We start from the raw sequence: 18229 nt of genomic DNA on the forward strand, positions 1-18229 counted from the left end.
CCTACAAGGCTGCATCGTGGAGCGCGAACTCCTCTGCGTGTCTTTTGCGAAATTTCTGACGAGTCTCTGGCGTCAGCGTCAGATCACCCGGTGGTGATACATTCTCTTGCGGCAGGTCGATCTGCATATTCAGTCGCGCTTGCAGGAAGTCGAGAATTTTGTCCCGGTTTTCGTATTTGAAAATATGCGTGGCGCCGCGACCATTGCTGCGGGTACGGAAAAACTGGCTTTGGCTGCCAACATCGGCAAAATCCGGGCGCGGGTTTGACATATAGGCCTGCACAAACGTGTCGAAACTCATGTCTCGGGTCGAATGGACGTGACCGACCAGATCGGCGCGGCTGCGAAATCGATACCAGCTGCCCAGCCAGTCAACGGGTTCGCGAACAACTGCCAGGATCTCCATCTCGGTATCGTACATTTTCCGAAAAATGTTCTGGAAAAACCGATCATACCTGCGCACCGGAGCATGTTTAAGCTCGGGCGGGTGAGTGACGACGATATCAGCGCGATCCCGCAACGCCGTGTGATAAGCCGTGCTGCCGGTTTTCGGAACGGCAAGGAAGGCAAGGCGTTCCTCATAGAAAACAAGCATTTAATTGCTCCAATTGTCATCCGGCTATGCGCGCAGATTGTCGTAAAGGACTTCTTAATACAATTGCTGAAGTTTAAATCCCGTAAGTTTTTATTGAAATGTTCTTCTTTTGGTCCCATAAGGAACAAGAGGCGAACAAAGCAGCGATTGCCGCCCGATCAAGGGTGTGACAAAAGGGAAGGCGACAGGACAATGGCGGATCTTCTGACAATGAGCGACAAGAAAAACGCAGACAAGCAAAAGGCGCTCGACAGCGCGCTGGCCCAGATCGAACGGCAGTTCGGCAAAGGCTCCATCATGAAGCTTGGCGAAGGCGCCAAACAGGACATCGACGCAAGTTCGACAGGCTCGCTCGGGCTGGATATTGCGTTGGGAATCGGCGGTCTGCCCATGGGGCGGATTGTTGAGATTTACGGCCCCGAAAGCTCGGGGAAGACGACGCTGACGCTGCATTGCATTGCAGAACAGCAGAAACGCGGCGGCGTCTGCGCCTTTGTCGACGCCGAGCACGCGCTGGACCCGCAATATGCGCGAAAGCTGGGCGTTGATCTGGATGAGCTTCTGATCTCGCAGCCCGATACCGGAGAGCAGGCGCTGGAGATCACCGATACACTGGTGCGCTCGGGCGCGGTCAACATGGTCGTGGTCGATTCGGTTGCGGCGCTGACGCCGAAATCCGAACTGGAAGGCGACATGGGTGACAGCAATGTTGGCGTTCAGGCCCGACTGATGAGCCAGGCGATGCGGAAACTGACGGGCTCGATCAGCCGTTCGAACTGTATGGTGATCTTCATCAACCAGATCAGGATGAAAATCGGCGTGATGTTCGGCAGCCCCGAAACCACCACCGGCGGGAATGCACTGAAATTCTACAGCTCGGTCCGTCTGGATATCCGCCGCATCGGCGCGATCAAGGACCGGGACGAAGTTGTCGGCAACCAGACGCGCGTCAAGGTCGTCAAGAACAAGGTTGCACCCCCCTTCAAGCAGGTAGAATTCGACATCATGTACGGCGAAGGCATCAGCAAGATGGGCGAGCTGCTGGATCTGGGTGTCAAAGCCGGTGTGGTCGAAAAGTCAGGGTCATGGTTCAGCTATGGCGACGAACGGATCGGGCAGGGGCGTGAGAATGCCAAACAATATCTGCGCGACAACAGCCGTATTGCCTTTGAGATCGAAGACAAGATTCGGGCGGCTCACGGGCTGGATTTCGACATGCCTCCGGGCGCAGCCGAGGATGATGACATCCTTGAAGCCTGACGATCGCTGACGGGGCTCGGTACGTTCCCGACCCAACATGTTATGTTGAAAATACCATGAACAAGGCGGTCCTCGGGCCGCCTTGTTTCGTTCGGACGCGCCTCTGCTGTGGACACTCGTTTGACAGGGGGATAAACCTGCGGGGACCAATTTTTTGTGCGCCGAGAGAGCCCTATGCCAACCCTGAACGACATCCGATCGACCTTTCTGAACTACTTTGAAAAACAGGGGCATGAGGTCGTGGCGTCCAGCCCGCTGGTGCCGCGCAACGACCCGACGCTGATGTTCGTCAATTCGGGCATGGTGCAGTTCAAGAACCTGTTCACCGGATTGGAAACACGTGACTACAAGCGCGCCACCACGGCGCAGAAATGCGTGCGTGCCGGCGGCAAGCACAACGATCTCGACAATGTGGGTTACACGGCGCGCCACCATACATTCTTCGAGATGTTGGGGAACTTCTCGTTTGGTGATTACTTCAAACACGAAGCGATCCCATTCGCGTGGGAGCTGATCACCAGGGAATTTGGGATCGACAAGAACCGCCTGCTGACAACGGTCTATCATACCGATGACGAAGCGTTTGAAATCTGGAAAAAGGTCGGTGTACCCGAAGACCGGATCATCCGCATCGCCACCAGCGACAATTTCTGGCAGATGGGCCCGACCGGCCCCTGCGGCCCATGTACCGAGATCTTTTATGACCATGGGGATCACATATGGGGCGGTCCTCCGGGCTCTGCCGAAGAGGACGGCGATCGGTTCATTGAAATCTGGAACGTCGTCTTCATGCAAAACGAGCAGTTCGAAGACGGCTCGATGGTCGAGCTCGACATGCAGTCGATTGATACGGGCATGGGGCTCGAGCGGATCGGTGCATTGTTGCAGGGCAGCCATGACAATTATGACACCGATCTGTTCAAGGCACTGATCGAGGCATCGGCCGATGCAACTGGCGTGGATCCTTACGGGGATCAGAACGTGCACCACCGCGTGATCGCGGACCACCTGCGTTCGACTTCGTTCCTGATTGCTGATGGCGTGATGCCCAGCAATGATGGCCGCGGCTATGTTCTTCGCCGCATCATGCGTCGTGCCATGCGTCATGCGCATCTGTTGGGTGCCAAGGATCCGGTCATGCACCGGCTCGTCCCGTCATTGGTACAACAGATGGGCGGTCACTATGCCGAGTTGACCCAGGCACAGCCATTGATCGAAGAGACCTTGTTGCTTGAAGAAACGCGTTTCAAGCAGACGCTGGACCGGGGGTTGAGGCTGCTGGACGATGAGGTGTCTGGCCTTTCCGAGGGTGCGCCTTTGTCCGGTGAAGCGGCATTCAAACTGTATGACACCTACGGTTTCCCACTGGACCTGACACAGGATGCTCTGCGTGAAAAAGGCCGGACAGTTGACACCGAAGGCTTTGAAACGGCGATGGCCGAACAAAAGGCCAAAGCGCGGGCTGCCTGGGCCGGGTCCGGTGAAGCCGCGGATCAGGCGGTATGGTTCGATGTTCTGGACAGCGCCGGAGCGACCGACTTCCTTGGCTATGACACCGAGAAAGCCGAAGCTCAGGTTGTGGCACTGGTTGTCGACGGTGCCTTGGTTGACAAGATCGAAGCGGGCAACAGCGGCTGGGTCGTGGTGAACCAGACGCCGTTCTATGGCGAAGCTGGTGGCCAGGTGGGCGACACTGGCGAGTTGCGGCGTCTTGAAGATCGCGATCACCTCAGCCGGGTGGAGGACACCAGAAAATTCGCCGATGGGAAGGTCTATGCACATAAGGTGACGGTCTTCAGCGGTGCCGTGTCAAAAGGCGATTCTGTCGAGCTGGAAGTCGATCATGCGCGCCGCACGGCAATCCGGGCCAACCACTCGGCCACCCACTTGCTGCATGAAGCGCTGCGGGAAACGCTGGGCGACCATGTGGCGCAGCGCGGCTCGCTGAATGCGGCGGATCGTCTGCGGTTCGACTTCAGCCATTCCAAAGCGCTGAGCCTGGAAGAAATCCAGAAGATCGAACGTGAGGTGAACGATTTCATCCGCCAGAACTCGGCTGTCGAGACACGGGTCATGACACCGGATGACGCGCGCAAACTGGGCGCGCAGGCACTGTTCGGCGAGAAATACGGTGACGAGGTGCGTGTTGTTTCGATGGGCAAGGCACCTACGGGCAAGGGCTATGATGGCGAAACCTGGTCGATCGAACTGTGCGGCGGCACCCATGTGCGCCAGACGGGTGACATCGGCACCTTTGTCATCCTGGGCGACAGCGCAAGCAGTGCAGGCGTGCGCCGCATCGAGGCACTGACCGGGGATGAAGCGCTCCGTTACCTTTCGGCACAGGATCATCGTCTTGCGCAGGTGGCGTCGGAACTGAAGGCGCAGCCGGATGATGTGGTGGCCCGCGTGAAAAGCCTGCTGGAGGAACGCAAGTCATTGCAGAACGAAGTGGCTCAACTGCGTCGAGATCTGGCGATGGCCGGCGGGAGCGGGCAGGGCGGCGGTGCCGAAGCGCGTGATGTGAACGGCGTGAAGTTCATAGCGCAGGCCCTCAGCGGGGTGTCCGGCAAGGATCTTCCGGCATTGATCGACGAACACAAGGCGCGTCTTGGGTCGGGGGCGGTGTTGCTCATCGCGGATACCGGCGGCAAGGCCGCGGTTGCGGCTGGCGTCACCGAAGACCTGACAGGAACCGTTTCGGCGGTCGATCTGGTCAAGGCCGCCGTGGTGGAATTGGGCGGCAAGGGCGGCGGCGGCCGCCCGGATATGGCCCAGGGCGGTGGACGGGATGCGTCAAACGCGGATTCGGCGATCAAGGCCGCAGAACAGGTTTTAGGAGGATAAGATGGCCGCACTTTGGATTGCACATGTGACGGTGACCGATGCTGAGGCGTATGGAAAATATGCCGAATTGGCCGGGCCAGCCATTGCCAAGCACGGGGGCACTTTCATCGCCCGTGCGGCGCGTTACGTTCAGTTGGAAGGCAAGGAACGGCCACGCAACGTTGTTGCCCGTTTCCCGTCGCTTGAAGCGGCTGTCGAATGCTATAACTCGGATGACTATCAACAAGCATTGAGTCATGCGCGCGACGCCAGTGAACGTGAATTGGTTGTGGTTGAAATCACGGAGTGAACGTCTGCGTTCACGAAGTGTAGCGCGGTTTGCCCGGTAAACGGGCAGCCAATAGGCAATCATTGGCTTATGCCACGATCGACCTTGGAAACTCAGCTCGCAAATATGGGCTGAGTTTATTTTTTCATTATTTCAATTACTTGTCAGGCCACGCCGTCGCGGATTTGCGCGTTTAGCGCCTGAATTGTGGCTGCTTCACCCAAATTCTTGCGCAAAAAGGTCAGATTGACGGACGAATTTCCGCCCTTTTTCCCCTTCAACTTTTTAGGTGATTGCCTGCGCGGGGTTGTTCGCGGATAGTTTCACGAATCGGAATGCGACCCTGTTTGACGTGCAATCGTACGAAGAACATCGGATTGGGGTACAGGCATGAAACACTTCACAAATCTGGCCAAGCGGTTTGGTGCAAGACTTCTGCCGGTTTCAGTGCGGGCCTTCAGCATCAGTTTTTTTGGCGTTTGCACCCTAGCGGTGGTCCCCGTCGCACATGCGTCCGGGAACGGGTTTATCCCAAGTGTCGCGTCCTCGCCGCCACCTTCAGGGGCGGCAAATCTGTGCGCCGAGTACAAATGGGCCTGTGCCGAAAAACGATCCGTGTCCATGTCCAGCCAGCAAGAACTGAAGGTTGTCGAACAGGTGAATCGGCGCGTGAACAGATCGACGCGAGAAGTCACCGATCAATCTCAGTACAAAATGACCGAGCGTTGGGCGCTTCCCACGGACAGGGGGGGCGATTGCGAAGACTTCGCGCTGTTGAAGAAAAGAGATTTGATCCATGCCGGCGTCGATCCAAGTAAACTGTTGATCGCGACGGTTCTGGACACGCGTCGGGTGCCTCATGCGGTGCTGGTGTATCGCTCTTCAAACGGTGATTTGGTTTTGGACAACCTCACGAACCGTATCAAACCCTGGACGGCGACGCGGTATCTGTTTCTTCGCATGCAAGACCCGAACCGCCCCGGACGTTGGGTTGGTGTGTACGGCCATAGCTGAGGAAACCTGAAAGTCTTTTTGAGAAACTGAATACCGGTGCAATCGTATCTTGCACCGGTATTTTTGCTTCCAAATTAAAACGTTTCGCCGCCGCCTTCGTTTTCGCCGCCGCCTTCGTTTTCACCGCCACCTTCGTTTTCGCCGCCGCCTTCGTTTTCGCCGCCGCCTTCGTTTTCGCCACCACCTTCGTTTTCACCGCCACCTTCGTTTTCACCGCCGCCGCCAGAGCCGCTGCCTTCGCCCCCTAGGCCAGTGCCACCGCCGCCGGTGCCGCCGTTTTCACCGCTTGTACCGCCGGTTCCACCGCTTAAACCGCCACCACCACCGAAAGCCGAGCCGCTGTCGACTGTCTCATCGGACGGACCATCTCCGGATCGCTGATCACTTGCGCCGATCGACGCCGTCGGCAAATCTGAAAGCAAGTCTGCAAGTGGCGCACATTCAGCACCTACACGCGCCAGAATTTGATCGAAATCGTGCCGGCGTTGAATGTATCGGATCATACCCGATGTCACAGCGTCACACTCACATAACACCTGTGCGGATGCAGCGGATTGTCTGGCTGTTTGAACGGTGCATGTTCCGGCGGCGAAAGCTTCACCCGTAGGCGAAAACAAAAATGTCGTAGCGACAAAATACAGCGGGATATTGCGGGACCGGATACCCATGTGGAACTCCTCGAAACTCGATACTTTACTACGTGTTCATATGAACCACCGCAGCGAGGGTGTTTATGAACGACGTCACACAACTGGCATATTTTCACCTTAAACGGGTCTCAATCACAACATGTGGATTGGGGGAGTGATGGAGAATTAATGCAACCCAAAGAAGAAAGTCTACTCTTTTCAATTGAAAACCGGGCGTAGTGCCCGGTTGTCCGTTTTTTATCTTTTGTCCGTTTGGACGCAAAATTGCCACACTTGGGCAATTGTTTCCGATTGCGGCAGCGGTCTGCCGGGTAAATCAGGCCGACTTGGCCATCCGCTTGCGCTCGTGCGGGTCAAGATAACGCTTGCGCAAGCGCACTGCATTCGGGGTGACTTCGACCAGTTCATCGTCGTCAATATAAGCAATTGCCTCTTCCAGCGAGAACTGAATATGCGGCGTTAGACGAACCGCATCGTCCGAGCCACTCGCGCGTACGTTTGTCAGCTTCTTGCCTTTCAGCGGGTTCACTTCCAGATCATTGTCACGAGAATGCTCGCCAATCACCATGCCTTGATAGACATCCGTTTGAGGACCGACAAACATCCGGCCACGCTCTTCCAGGTTCCACAGGGCATAGGCCACGGCTTGGCCATTCTCCATCGAGATCAGAACGCCCGCTCGGCGGCCCGGGATCGGGCCTTTGTGCGGCGCCCAGCCATGGAACACGCGGTTCAGAACGCCTGTGCCGCGGGTGTCGGTCAGGAATTCGCCGTGATAGCCGATCAGGCCACGGGACGGTACATGGGCAATGATGCGGGTCTTGCCGGCACCTGCGGGGCGCATCTCGACCAACTCACCTTTGCGGGCCCCGGTGATCTTTTCGATCACGGCGCCCGAGTATTCATCGTCAACGTCAATGGTGACTTCCTCGATCGGTTCCAGCCGCTGGCCGTTTTCTTCACGGAACAGAACCTGAGGGCGCGAGATGCTGAGTTCGAACCCTTCACGGCGCATGTTCTCGATCAGAACACCCATCTGCAACTCGCCGCGGCCCGCGACCTCGAAAGCCTCGCCGCCGGGTGTGTCGGTGACGCGAATCGCGACATTGGATTCGGCTTCTTTCATCAGGCGATCACGGATGACGCGCGACTGAACTTTCTTGCCGTCACGACCGGCCAACGGAGAATCATTGATACCAAAAGTTACGGTGATCGTCGGCGGGTCGATGGGCTGTGCAGGCAGGGCTTCTTCGACCTGCGGAGCAACCAGAGAATCTGCCACGGTTGCTTTGCTCATGCCGGCGATGGTGACGATGTCACCGGCTTCGGCCACATCGATAGGTTGCTGTGCCAGCCCACGGAACGCCAATATTTTAGAGGCGCGAAAGTTTTCGATCAACGATCCGTCACGGCTCAGGGCTTTCAGGCTGTCGCCAGCTTTCAATGTGCCGCTTTCCACACGACCCGTCAGAATGCGGCCGATGAATGGATCGCTGCCCAAAGTGGTGGCCAGCATCCGGAACGGTTCACCCTTATGCGCGATCTGTTTCGGGGCAGGAACGTGATCGACGATCAGATCAAACAGTGCGCTCAGGTCCTTGCGCGGGCCGTCCAGCTCCATATCCGCCCAGCCGGAACGGCCCGAGGCATACATGGCCGGGAAATCCAATTGATCATCATCGGCACCGAGGTTGGCAAACAGGTCAAAGCATTCGTCCAATGCGCGGTCAGGTTCCGCATCCGGCTTGTCGACCTTGTTCAGAACCACGATCGGGCGCAGGCCCAGCGCCAACGCCTTCGACGTCACGAATTTGGTCTGTGGCATCGGGCCTTCGGCGGCGTCAACCAGCAGGACGACACCATCGACCATGCTGAGGATACGCTCGACCTCACCACCGAAATCGGCGTGGCCGGGGGTGTCGACGATGTTGATGCGTGTGTCTTTCCATTCGACCGAAGTTGCCTTGGCCAGAATGGTGATGCCACGCTCGCGCTCCAGATCGTTGCTGTCCATGGCGCGTTCCGCCACGGCCTGGTTTTCCCGGAACGCGCCGGATTGTTTGAGCAGCTCATCCACCAGGGTCGTCTTGCCGTGGTCCACGTGAGCGATGATTGCGATATTGCGCAGGTCCATGAGAGGTCAGCCTTTGAACGGAAAGTTGCCGCGCGCATAGCGCGGCGCGACAAAATATACCAGCCCTAACCGTGGATCAGTGACCGGCAGTCTTGGAAAAGAGGTGAATGATCAGGATTCCGGACAAGATCAACGTCAACCCCAGGATCGCAGGCCAATCCAGCCTTTGGCCGAACACGATGAATCCGATCACGGCGATCAGAAAGATGCCCAGACCGGACCAGATCGCATAAACGATACCGACAGGCATGTATTTCAGCGTCAGCGCCATGAGGTAAAATGCGAGTCCGTACCCTACGACCACAAGGATGGACGGCCAGAACCGCGTGAATTGTTGACTAGCCTGCAAGGCCGTGGTGCCAATGGTTTCCGCAACAACAGCCAGCATCAGATACAGATACGCTTGGGGCATTTTGATCCTCGAAACAGGAAAGATACCCTCGCGTTGAGCATGAAACCGAAGGGGTGGGCAAGGCGATTTTTTGGGTCTGAGGATATGAGAATACCATCTGAGGTCAGGTATACCTGACTATTCAGAGAATCGAATTGGTGTAGTCTTCTCAACGTATTTTATGATTTGTTATTGAGTTTTGAGTTATGACGACATTTTCGAAATCCGTAATATTTGCTGCGGGTCTGATAGTGGCGATTGGGTGGCTTGCTGACGGGGGGTCCGTCGAAGTTGAAGCAGCCAACATGGTTGAACAGTTTGATGGTAGTAGTGTTTTTTAAGCGCCACGTAGAGCTTAGCAGGGAAAAAGGAGCCGTCGGGCTCCTTTTTTCTTTTCTGCCTAGTGGTGTACAGACTCGGCGCTTTGGAAGTGTGCAGCCAGTTGCGGTTGCAGCCAATCCCACAGCCCGGGAGAACCTGCTGCAATCGCAGGCTGAACGCGTGCCTCAAGCTGGGCATATGTTACCTTGTAATCGACCCACGATCCGCCACCGGTTTCCAGATTGGCGACAGGTGTCTGAAAACGATCAACGGCTTTGGCGAACCTGGCGTCGGGGCTGTCTGCCGCTTCAAACTCGTGCCACAATGTCGTGAAGGTGTTGGATTGCGTGTCGGGCAGCAACCCGAACAAGCGCTTGGCCGCCGCTTGTTCCTTGGCTGCTTGCGCTGCGTGATCGACCTGCCCGTGGATCGGATTGTCGCCAGCGTCGATTTCAACAATATCGTGCAGCAACAGCATTTGAAGGACCCGATCAACACTGATCCCTGTGGGCGCATTTTCAGCCAGGACCCAGGCGTAGAGCATGATGTGCCACGAGTGTTCTGCCGAGTTTTCGAAACGATCACCCGCCATCAGCCGCGAGGCACGAAGAACAGACTTCAGCCGATCAGCTTCGGTCAGAAACGCCAGCCGTGTCGTAAACGCGTTGGCCTGCGTATCTGCACCAGCCAGCAGGTTTGCGGCGTGCTCGTAGGCCAGTGGAAAAACCTGTTCCAGATAGGCGGCGCGACCGCCTTCGAGATTTGAACGCGCTATGTCCACGTGATCCGGATCTGGGTTCGGGGCACACAGAACCTGAAACAGTGGCTGACAACGATCCAGAACCTTTGCAAACCGGGCGTCGGCGGTCTGATCCTCTTCAAATTCACGCCAGACAGCGTGAAACGCATCGGCCTGATCCTTTGGCAAAAGCCCAAACAGTTCTTTGGCTGCAGCTTGCTCAGCTTTGGCAACCAAGTTCCAGTCAGTCTTAAGGTGGATTGGATGGTCGCCGACAACGATTTCAACAAGGTCATGCAGCAACAGCATGCGTAAGACCCGATCAATCGAGACATCCGGCCCTGCCAACGGGGCCATGACAAGGGCCCACAAGGCCAAATGCCAGCTGTGTTCTGCCGAGTTTTCGGGTCTGGACCGGTCAAGCAGGACATTTGCCCGCTCGACCATTTTCAGTTCGTCGGCCCGTTTCAGAAATGCGATTTGCGCCGGCAAACGGTCGGTCATTGCTTTTCGATCGCCTTCTGCTTTGCACGATGCGCAGACAAGCGTTTGATCACGAACTGCCTGGCTTTCCGTTCAGCCAACCGAACACGAATTTCCGTCAGAAACGCCTCTTCCAGAGACTGAGACGCGGCCCCGAGCACTTCACCAACTTCGACAAAGAACCTGTCTTCGCCCGTCTCATCCATTACCTTCATCGTATCTTCGGCCAGTTTGGCGGCAAGAGATGTGATGGTGTCGGACATCAGCGGGTGTTCTCGGTCAGGCGGCGTTTCACATAGTCGCTGACATTGGTGATCAGCGTGTCCATGTGACGATCCTGAAAGAAGTGATCTGCACCTTCCACTTCGGTGTGCGTGATGGTGATTCCCTTCTGCTCGTGCAGCTTGTTCACCAGCGAGGTCGTGTCAGCCGGTGGCGCCACCCTGTCAGCCGTTCCGTTGATGATCAGGCCGGAAGACGGGCAGGGGGCAAGGAACGAAAAGTCATACATGTTTGCAGGGGGCGATACACTGATGAACCCCGTGATTTCAGGGCGGCGCATCAGCAGCTGCATACCGATCCACGCACCGAACGAAAAACCTGCGACCCAGCAGTGTTTCGAATTGTTGTTCATCGATTGCAGGTAGTCCAGCGCCGATGCCGCATCGCTCAGCTCGCCCACGCCCTGATCATACTCGCCCTGGCTGCGACCGACGCCGCGGAAGTTAAAGCGCAACACGGTGAACCCCATGTTGTAGAAGGCATAGTGAAGATTGTAGACCACCTTGTTGTTCATGGTCCCGCCGAACTGAGGGTGCGGGTGAAGCACGATGGCGATCGGTGCGTCTTTTTCCTTTTGCGGGTGGTAGCGGCCTTCCAGGCGGCCTTCGGGTCCGGGAAAAATCACCTCGGGCATGTGTGCTTTGGTCCTGTCTTTTTCGTGCCGATGCCCGGATATACTTGACGATAATCGTCGGGCACCTTAGAACGGTTCTAATTATGTTGCTTGGCGCATACCAGCGCTGTCAGTCGGAGATACGCACTGGCAACGTCGGCGTCAATGATTTCGCGCAAATCCTGCTGAAAGGGGGCATGGAATGAAGCTGTCGACCAAAGGGCGTTACGCAATGGTCGCCCTGGCGGATATTGCGCTCCAGCCGACGGAACGACTGGTGACGCTTGGGGAAATCTCCGAGAGGCAGGACATTTCGTTGCCATATCTCGAGCAGCTCTTCGTCAAACTCCGCCGGGCGGACTTGGTGTCTTCCGTGCGGGGGCCCGGCGGCGGGTATCGACTGGCACGCCCGGCATCCGAAATTCGTGTCGTCGAAATTCTGGCGGCCGTGGACGAAACCGTTGATGCGCTGCAAAAAGGGGCCGGAGCGTCCGGGGCCTCGTCCGGCAGCCGCGCTCAATCATTGACCAATCGGCTTTGGGAAAGTCTCAGCGCGCATGTCTATGTGTTCCTGCATCAAACCCGTTTGTCAGATGTGATCAAGAACGACCTCGCCCCGTGCCCGGCCGTTCCGAGCCTGTTTTCCGTTGTAGATGAATGATCTTAACGGGCGGGATATGAAATGAAGTCTGTCGGCAAAAAGATGTATCCATGAAACGTGTTTATCTGGATCACAATGCAACAACGCCGCTGCGCCCCGAAGCGAGGGACGCGATGATTGCGGCGATGGAAGTCTGCGGCAATCCCTCGTCGGTTCATGCGGAAGGTCGGGCCGCCAAAGCTCTGATCGAGCGCGCCCGGGCTCAGGTTGCATCGGCCTTTGGGGCGGATGGTGCGGATATCGTCTTTACATCTGGTTCAACCGAAGGTGCGGCACTGGCATTGTCGGGGCGCCAATTGCACGGCGCGGCGATTGAACATGACGCGGTAAGAGCCTGGATCAACGAGGATCTTACGGTTTCCGAGGCCGGAGACGTGCAGGTAACCGCGCCTGAAATGTCGACATTGCAACTGGCAAACTCAGAGACGGGGATTGTTCAAACACTGCCGTCCGGCCTGGCCGTGACAGACGCCACACAGGCTTTTGGCAAGCTGCCCGTCGCGTTCAACTGGATGAATGCCCAGATGGCCTTGGTCTCGGCGCATAAACTGGGCGGTCCAAAGGGTGTAGGTGCCGTTGTGATACAACGCGGAACCGATCTGGCGGCACAGATCAAGGGGGGCGGCCAGGAAATGGGCCGCAGGTCAGGAACCGAAAATGTAATTGGTATCGTGGGGTTCGGGGCCGCAGCTGAAGCTGCGATGCGGGATCTGGCCAATGGCGTTTGGGAGCAGGTCGAAGAATTTAGAAATATTCTAGAAAACGCTCTTGAGGCCGCTGTAAAATCACCTATTTTTGTCGGGAAAGGGCGGCAACGCCTGCCGAACACCCTGTGTTTTGCTGCGCCCGGGTGGAAGGGTGAAACCCAGGTCATGCAAATGGACCTGTCGGGATTTGCGGTCAGTGCGGGCTCTGCCTGTTCCAGCGGCAAGGTTCGTTCCAGCGCGGTGCTTACCGCCATGGGATTTGACGAGGAAACGGCCAGCAGCGCAATCCGCGTATCGCTGGGACCTCGGACAACGGAAGAAGATGTGCTGCGTTTCGCCGAAACGTGGCTTGAGAAAGAGAAAAAGCATCGCGCGCGCGCCGCGTGATCTGACGGAGGTTAAGTTATGGCCGCTTTGGACCAGACCCAGGTGAAAGAGGGTGTCGATCAGGAAACCGTGGATGCGGTTCGCGAGGTCGGAACCTATAAATACGGCTGGGACACGGACATCGAAATGGAGTACGCGCCGAAAGGTGTGAACCCGGACATCGTTCGTCTGATCTCGGAAAAGAATGAAGAACCGGAATGGATGACCGAGTGGCGTCTGGCCGCGTTTGAACGCTGGACCAAGATGGAAGAACCGAAATGGGCCATGGTCACATATCCGAAGATCGATTTTCAGGACCAGTATTACTATGCGCGTCCGAAATCGATGGAAGAGAAACCCAAATCGCTGGACGATGTCGACCCAAAGCTGCTGGCCACTTACGAAAAGCTTGGTATCCCTCTGAAAGAACAGATGATTCTGGCCGGCGTCGAAGGTGCTGAGGATGCGCCGGCCGAGGGTCGCAAGGTTGCTGTGGACGCGGTGTTCGACTCGGTGTCCGTCGGCACGACCTTTCAGGCCGAACTGAAAAAGGCCGGTGTGATTTTCTGTTCGATTTCCGAAGCGATCAAGGAACACCCTGAGCTGGTCAAAAAGTATCTGGGCACTGTGGTCCCGGTGTCGGACAACTTTTATGCAACTTTGAACTCGGCCGTGTTTTCGGATGGGTCCTTCGTCTACATTCCGCCCGGTGTCCGCTGCCCGATGGAGCTGAGCACCTATTTCCGCATCAACGCCGAAAACACCGGCCAGTTCGAGCGCACGCTGATCATCGCTGACAAAGGCTCGTACGTGTCCTATCTGGAAGGCTGCACCGCGCCCCAGCGCGACACCGCGCAGCTGCACGCGGCCGTGGTCGAGATCATTGTCGAAGAAGACGCCGAAGTGAAATACTCGACCGTTCAGAACTGGTTCCCGGGCGATGAGAACGGCAAGGGCGGCATCTACAACTTCGTGACCAAGCGCGCCGATTGCCGGGGCGACCGGTCCAAGGTGATGTGGACGCAGGTTGAAACCGGCTCGGCCGTGACGTGGAAATACCCGTCCTGCATCCTGCGCGGCGATGAAAGCCAGGGTGAGTTCTATTCCATTGCGATTGCCAACAACTATCAGCAGGCCGATACCGGCACCAAGATGGTTCATCTGGGCAAGAACACCAAGTCGCGCATCGTGTCCAAGGGCATCAGTGCGGGCAAGGCGCAGAACACCTATCGCGGTCTGGTCTCGATGCATCCGAAGGCCAAGGACAGCCGCAACTATACCCAGTGTGACAGCTTGCTGATCGGCGACAAATGCGGCGCGCATACGGTTCCGTATATCGAGGTCAAGAACAACTCGTCCCGCGTTGAGCATGAGGCGACGACGTCCAAGGTGGATGACGATCAGCTGTTCTATTGCCGTCAGCGCGGCATGGATGAAGAAGAGGCCGTGGCCTTGGTGGTCAACGGGTTCTGCAAAGACGTTCTGCAAGCACTGCCGATGGAGTTCGCCATGGAAGCGCAGCAATTGGTGGCAATCTCGCTGGAAGGGTCGGTTGGCTGATGACGCGGGCGTCACGAAGCGGCATCCGGAAAGAAGACGTGCTGACCTGGTTGGGTTACGCGTTGCCGGTTCTTGGCGGTCTGCTGGGTATGGCTTACGTCAACATCAACCACATGGAATTCATCAACCCGGTTTGGGCGGTTGGCGGAGGGGCGATCCTGGGCTGGATCGTCGCGCGTCTGATCCGCAAGTTGCTGGGATAAGAAGGTTTCGGGGCCACGGTGCCCCCTGCGATACGCAAAAGGATAAAAAATGCTGGAAATCAAGAATCTGCACGTGAAGCTTGAAGAAGAAGACAAGCAGATCCTAAAGGGTGTGGACCTGACGGTTGAAGCCGGCAAGGTACACGCGATCATGGGGCCGAACGGGTCGGGCAAGTCAACACTCAGCTACGTGCTGTCGGGCCGCGACGGGTACGAAGTAACCGAGGGTTCCGCCACGCTGGATGGCGAGGATCTGCTGGAGATGGAACCGGAAGAGCGCGCCGCTGCCGGCGTGTTTCTGGCGTTCCAGTACCCGGTCGAGATTCCGGGCGTGGGCAACATGACCTTCCTGCGCACCGCCGTGAATGCACAGCGCAAGGCGCGCGGTGAGGACGAGCTGTCCGCCGCGGATTTCCTCAAGGAAGTGCGTGCCAAGGCCAAGACGCTGAAGATCGACGCGGATATGCTCAAGCGTCCGGTCAATGTGGGCTTCTCGGGCGGTGAGAAAAAGCGCAATGAGATCCTGCAAATGGCCATGCTGGAACCCAAGATGTGCATCATGGACGAAACCGACTCGGGTCTGGATGTGGATGCGATGAAGCTGGTCGCCGAAGGTGTGAACGCCCTGCGAGATGAAGGTCGCGGGTTCCTGGTCATCACCCATTACCAGCGCCTGCTGGATCACATCAAACCCGACGTCGTGCATATCATGGCCGATGGCCGCATTGTCAAAACCGGAGGCCCAGATCTGGCGCTTGAGGTTGAAAACAACGGTTATGCCGACATTCTTGCCGAGGTGAACTGATGGCCTTGCCCGAAGTCAAACAAACCGCGACCGAGGCCCGGCTGTCTGCCTTGACCATGCCCGACGCGGGATGCACCCGCGCCGCGCGCGAAGACGCGCTGGCCCGTGTTCTGGAAACTGGTCTGCCCGGACGGCGTGACGAATATTGGAAATACACTCAACCGGACACTCTGGTCTCGCCAGACGCGCCTCCGGCTGCGGTGTTTGCCGATGATGAGCCGTTGATGTTCAGCGGACTCGACCGGCTGAACATCGTCTTCGTGGACGGTGAATTCAGCGCCGAAGAGTCGGACGACCTGACGCTGGAAGGCGTGACCATCGATAGGCTCGAGGATATCTGCTGCAAGGACATTCATTGGGCGAAAGACCTGTATGGCGTGCTTGAGACGCGCGGTCAGTCTCCGGTCCAGCGCCCGCTGGCGGCGCTGAACACGGCTTTTGCGTCGGATGGTGTGGCCATTCATGTCACCGGCAAACCGTCCAAACCGATCAACCTGATCTATCGTCATGCGTCGCCGACCTCGGATGCGATCCTGCACCACGTTATTCGCGTCGAAAGCGGGGCCGAGGCCACCATTCTGGAAACCGGTCCGGCTGCGTCACGCTTCAACAAATGCATGGAGATCGACATCGCCGACAAGGGCACGCTGCACCATGTGCGCGCCCAGGGCAGGGACCATGAACGCCGGGCCGCGACCCATATGTTCACCCGTCTGGGCACGGAATCGGTCTATAAATCCTTCACTTTGACCGTGAATGGCGTGCTGACCCGCAATGAGCAGGTCGTCGAGCTGACAGGCGATGACGCGGTCGCCCATGTGGCCGGAGCCTGTGTTGGCGATGGCGACTTCCATCATGACGACACGGTTTTCATCACCCATGATGCGGTGAACTGCGAAAGCCGTCAGGTGTTCAAGAAAGTGCTGCGCAACGGAGCGACGGGCGTGTTTCAGGGCAAGATTCTCGTGAAGGAAGGCGCCCAGAAGACCGACGGTTACCAGATCAGCCAATCGCTGCTTCTGGATGATGACAGCCAATTCCTCGCCAAGCCCGAGCTTGAGATCTATGCCGATGACGTGGCGTGTTCGCACGGCTCGACCTCGGGTGCGATCGACGAAACCGCGCTGTTCTATCTGCGGTCCCGTGGCGTGCCGGTCAAGGACGCAACCAACATGCTGACTTTGGCCTTTCTTGCCGAAGCGGTGGATGAGATCGAAGACAGCGCCTTGGCGGAAGAGATCGTAAGCCGTCTGGAAGGGTGGCTGGCGCGTCGTAGCTGATGGCCGTCTCGTCTGACATATTGGCCACATACCGAGGGCCGGGGCGCGTGGTGCGCCGGCTTCTTGAAATGGGTCAGCGGGAAGACAGGGCGCTGGTGTTTGTCATGGCGTTTTGCTTGGTGGCTTTTGTCGCGCAAATGCCCAGCCTTGCCCGCAAAGCGCATCTTGAAGGCGTCGAGCTGAACATGCTTTTGGGCGGCGCTTTGCTGGGGTCGGTGTTCATACTGCCGTTGTTTTTCTACACGCTGGCGCTGATTTCGTATTGGGCGGCGCGGATGACGGGCGGGCAGGGCACTGCTTATGGCGCACGACTTGCCCTGTTCTGGGCGTTGTTGGCATCTGCCCCCCTGGTCTTGCTGAATGGTCTGGTTGCCGGGTTCATCGGGCCCGGGCCCGCTTTGACAATTGTGGGCATCGCCTGGGTTGCTGTTTTTGTCTGGTTCTGGTTATCCGGTCTGAGACAAGTACAAAGGTCCGCTGCATGACTATCAATTCCCTCGGCGCTCTGGCGGTTCTGACGATCAGAAGCCCAGACCAAGCCGCCCGCCAGCTGTTGTCCCTGAAACCGGGGCGGGAAGGGTTGTGGCTGGCCTTTGCGCTGGCAGTGGTTTTGAACTGTCTCGTGCAGTTGGGAATCGATTTGTCGGTGCCCGTGCCGCAAGGTCAAATCGCACCGCCTCCCGAAAGCATCCCCGTTGTTTTGCTGCGATCCGCCGGAGCAATGCTGCTGAGCATCCTCGCGTTCTTCGTCGTTGGAAAAGCGATAGGCGGCAAAGCAAGCTTTGACGATCTGATGGTCCTGACGGTGTGGTTGCAGTTCCTGCAAATCGTCGCCCTGGTCATGACCCTTATTCTAAGCCTGACGATGCCGTTTCTGATGATGATGATGCTGTTCGCGACGGCGATCCTGAGCCTTTACATCACGCTTCATTTCCTGAACGAAGCGCATCAATTCGGATCCCTTTGGAAGTCTTTCGCCGTAATTCTGTTGTCAGCCCTGATTGCGGTTCCCTTCGTCCTGTATTTAACACCGGCCGCGCCTGTCTAGGA

General features: G+C 57.3%; 19 protein-coding genes. 12 read left to right on the forward strand and 7 right to left on the reverse strand.

Features of this window, described 5'->3' with window-relative positions; genetic code table 11:
* Position 1: 1 nt before the first annotated feature.
* Positions 2 to 595, reverse strand: coding sequence for a gamma-glutamyl kinase (locus ACR0A2_RS03050; RefSeq protein ID WP_480834018.1), 594 nt, complete (start codon positions 593 to 595; stop codon positions 2 to 4).
* 192 nt (positions 596 to 787) lie between these two features.
* On the opposite strand from ACR0A2_RS03050, the gene recA reads away from it, so the two are divergent.
* From recA to ACR0A2_RS03070, 4 genes are all read left to right on the forward strand, one after another.
* Positions 788 to 1855 carry a recombinase RecA gene (recA, locus tag ACR0A2_RS03055; RefSeq protein ID WP_152458025.1) on the forward strand — a complete coding sequence of 356 codons (1068 nt, stop codon included), beginning with the start codon at positions 788 to 790 and terminating at the stop codon, positions 1853 to 1855.
* A 174-nt stretch (positions 1856 to 2029) separates the two neighbouring features.
* Entirely contained in the window at positions 2030 to 4702 is a 2673-nt protein-coding gene (gene alaS / locus ACR0A2_RS03060) for an alanine--tRNA ligase (protein WP_480834020.1), read from the forward strand.
* Position 4703: 1 nt separating this feature from the next.
* The gene (locus tag ACR0A2_RS03065; RefSeq protein WP_170344227.1) at positions 4704 to 4991 is read left to right on the forward strand and encodes a DUF1330 domain-containing protein; all 288 of its coding nucleotides are present in this window, start codon (positions 4704 to 4706) and stop codon (positions 4989 to 4991) included.
* A 369-nt stretch (positions 4992 to 5360) separates the two neighbouring features.
* On the forward strand, positions 5361 to 5984 hold the full coding sequence (locus ACR0A2_RS03070) for a transglutaminase-like cysteine peptidase (RefSeq protein ID WP_480445160.1): 624 nt from the start codon (positions 5361 to 5363) through the stop codon (positions 5982 to 5984).
* Between the two features lie 74 nt (positions 5985 to 6058).
* Here ACR0A2_RS03070 and ACR0A2_RS03075 read toward each other — a convergent pair whose 3' ends face one another.
* The 6 genes from ACR0A2_RS03075 to ACR0A2_RS03100 all read right to left on the reverse strand — a co-directional run bounded on the left by ACR0A2_RS03075 (position 6059) and on the right by ACR0A2_RS03100 (position 11618).
* Positions 6059 to 6652 (reverse strand): hypothetical protein, encoded by a 594-nt coding sequence (locus ACR0A2_RS03075; protein ID WP_480834022.1) that lies wholly within the window; start codon positions 6650 to 6652, stop codon positions 6059 to 6061.
* Positions 6653 to 6950: 298 nt separating this feature from the next.
* The gene (gene typA, locus ACR0A2_RS03080) at positions 6951 to 8768 is read right to left on the reverse strand and encodes a translational GTPase TypA (protein ID WP_152458021.1); all 1818 of its coding nucleotides are present in this window, start codon (positions 8766 to 8768) and stop codon (positions 6951 to 6953) included.
* 76 nt (positions 8769 to 8844) lie between these two features.
* Positions 8845 to 9180: a DMT family transporter gene (locus ACR0A2_RS03085; protein ID WP_480834023.1), complete on the reverse strand. Its 336-nt coding sequence runs from the start codon at positions 9178 to 9180 to the stop codon at positions 8845 to 8847.
* Positions 9181 to 9559: 379 nt separating this feature from the next.
* A complete protein-coding gene (locus ACR0A2_RS03090) occupies positions 9560 to 10723 on the reverse strand; it encodes an HD domain-containing protein (RefSeq protein WP_480834024.1) in 1164 nt (387 codons plus the stop codon).
* Positions 10720 to 10965, reverse strand: coding sequence for a hypothetical protein (locus ACR0A2_RS03095; protein WP_152458018.1), 246 nt, complete (start codon positions 10963 to 10965; stop codon positions 10720 to 10722). Before ACR0A2_RS03095 ends, ACR0A2_RS03090 begins: the two co-directional genes overlap by 4 nt.
* Complete coding sequence (locus ACR0A2_RS03100) at positions 10965 to 11618, reverse strand: alpha/beta hydrolase (RefSeq protein ID WP_152458017.1); 654 nt, start codon at positions 11616 to 11618, stop codon at positions 10965 to 10967. The genes ACR0A2_RS03095 and ACR0A2_RS03100 overlap by 1 nt, the downstream gene beginning before the upstream one ends.
* Before the next feature lie 181 nt (positions 11619 to 11799).
* Between ACR0A2_RS03100 and iscR the strand changes: the two genes are divergently transcribed.
* From iscR to ACR0A2_RS03140, 8 genes are read left to right on the forward strand one after another with little or no spacing between them, the layout of a single operon-like run.
* Positions 11800 to 12258 (forward strand): Fe-S cluster assembly transcriptional regulator IscR, encoded by a 459-nt coding sequence (gene iscR / locus ACR0A2_RS03105; protein WP_152458016.1) that lies wholly within the window; start codon positions 11800 to 11802, stop codon positions 12256 to 12258.
* Positions 12259 to 12308: 50 nt separating this feature from the next.
* Positions 12309 to 13352, forward strand: a complete 1044-nt coding sequence (locus ACR0A2_RS03110; protein ID WP_480834025.1) for a cysteine desulfurase family protein — start codon at positions 12309 to 12311, stop codon at positions 13350 to 13352.
* A gap of 18 nt (positions 13353 to 13370) precedes the next feature.
* Positions 13371 to 14891 carry a Fe-S cluster assembly protein SufB gene (gene sufB, locus ACR0A2_RS03115; protein WP_480834026.1) on the forward strand — a complete coding sequence of 507 codons (1521 nt, stop codon included), beginning with the start codon at positions 13371 to 13373 and terminating at the stop codon, positions 14889 to 14891.
* Entirely contained in the window at positions 14891 to 15094 is a 204-nt protein-coding gene (locus ACR0A2_RS03120) for a hypothetical protein (RefSeq protein WP_152458013.1), read from the forward strand. The genes sufB and ACR0A2_RS03120 overlap by 1 nt, the downstream gene beginning before the upstream one ends.
* Positions 15095 to 15143: 49 nt before the next feature.
* Positions 15144 to 15899, forward strand: coding sequence for a Fe-S cluster assembly ATPase SufC (gene sufC, locus ACR0A2_RS03125; protein WP_152458012.1), 756 nt, complete (start codon positions 15144 to 15146; stop codon positions 15897 to 15899).
* Entirely contained in the window at positions 15899 to 17179 is a 1281-nt protein-coding gene (locus ACR0A2_RS03130; RefSeq protein WP_152458011.1) for a SufB/SufD family protein, read from the forward strand. Before sufC ends, ACR0A2_RS03130 begins: the two co-directional genes overlap by 1 nt.
* Complete coding sequence (locus ACR0A2_RS03135) at positions 17179 to 17664, forward strand: YIP1 family protein (RefSeq protein WP_480834027.1); 486 nt, start codon at positions 17179 to 17181, stop codon at positions 17662 to 17664. The genes ACR0A2_RS03130 and ACR0A2_RS03135 overlap by 1 nt, the downstream gene beginning before the upstream one ends.
* Positions 17661 to 18227, forward strand: coding sequence for a YIP1 family protein (locus ACR0A2_RS03140; RefSeq protein WP_480834028.1), 567 nt, complete (start codon positions 17661 to 17663; stop codon positions 18225 to 18227). Before ACR0A2_RS03135 ends, ACR0A2_RS03140 begins: the two co-directional genes overlap by 4 nt.
* The last annotated feature ends 2 nt before the right edge of the window (positions 18228 to 18229 follow it).

Source organism: Ruegeria sp. H8 (assembly GCF_056532905.1).

Coding starts and splice junctions, on each gene's coding strand:
- ACR0A2_RS03050 (WP_480834018.1), bottom strand. CDS start 595: ATGCTTGTTTTCTATGAGGAACGCCTTGCCTTCCTTGCCGTTCCGAAA.
- recA (WP_152458025.1), top strand. CDS start 788: ATGGCGGATCTTCTGACAATGAGCGACAAGAAAAACGCAGACAAGCAA.
- alaS (WP_480834020.1), top strand. CDS start 2,030: ATGCCAACCCTGAACGACATCCGATCGACCTTTCTGAACTACTTTGAA.
- ACR0A2_RS03065 (WP_170344227.1), top strand. CDS start 4,704: ATGGCCGCACTTTGGATTGCACATGTGACGGTGACCGATGCTGAGGCG.
- ACR0A2_RS03070 (WP_480445160.1), top strand. CDS start 5,361: ATGAAACACTTCACAAATCTGGCCAAGCGGTTTGGTGCAAGACTTCTG.
- ACR0A2_RS03075 (WP_480834022.1), bottom strand. CDS start 6,652: ATGGGTATCCGGTCCCGCAATATCCCGCTGTATTTTGTCGCTACGACA.
- typA (WP_152458021.1), bottom strand. CDS start 8,768: ATGGACCTGCGCAATATCGCAATCATCGCTCACGTGGACCACGGCAAG.
- ACR0A2_RS03085 (WP_480834023.1), bottom strand. CDS start 9,180: ATGCCCCAAGCGTATCTGTATCTGATGCTGGCTGTTGTTGCGGAAACC.
- ACR0A2_RS03090 (WP_480834024.1), bottom strand. CDS start 10,723: ATGACCGACCGTTTGCCGGCGCAAATCGCATTTCTGAAACGGGCCGAC.
- ACR0A2_RS03095 (WP_152458018.1), bottom strand. CDS start 10,965: ATGTCCGACACCATCACATCTCTTGCCGCCAAACTGGCCGAAGATACG.
- ACR0A2_RS03100 (WP_152458017.1), bottom strand. CDS start 11,618: ATGCCCGAGGTGATTTTTCCCGGACCCGAAGGCCGCCTGGAAGGCCGC.
- iscR (WP_152458016.1), top strand. CDS start 11,800: ATGAAGCTGTCGACCAAAGGGCGTTACGCAATGGTCGCCCTGGCGGAT.
- ACR0A2_RS03110 (WP_480834025.1), top strand. CDS start 12,309: ATGAAACGTGTTTATCTGGATCACAATGCAACAACGCCGCTGCGCCCC.
- sufB (WP_480834026.1), top strand. CDS start 13,371: ATGGCCGCTTTGGACCAGACCCAGGTGAAAGAGGGTGTCGATCAGGAA.
- ACR0A2_RS03120 (WP_152458013.1), top strand. CDS start 14,891: ATGACGCGGGCGTCACGAAGCGGCATCCGGAAAGAAGACGTGCTGACC.
- sufC (WP_152458012.1), top strand. CDS start 15,144: ATGCTGGAAATCAAGAATCTGCACGTGAAGCTTGAAGAAGAAGACAAG.
- ACR0A2_RS03130 (WP_152458011.1), top strand. CDS start 15,899: ATGGCCTTGCCCGAAGTCAAACAAACCGCGACCGAGGCCCGGCTGTCT.
- ACR0A2_RS03135 (WP_480834027.1), top strand. CDS start 17,179: ATGGCCGTCTCGTCTGACATATTGGCCACATACCGAGGGCCGGGGCGC.
- ACR0A2_RS03140 (WP_480834028.1), top strand. CDS start 17,661: ATGACTATCAATTCCCTCGGCGCTCTGGCGGTTCTGACGATCAGAAGC.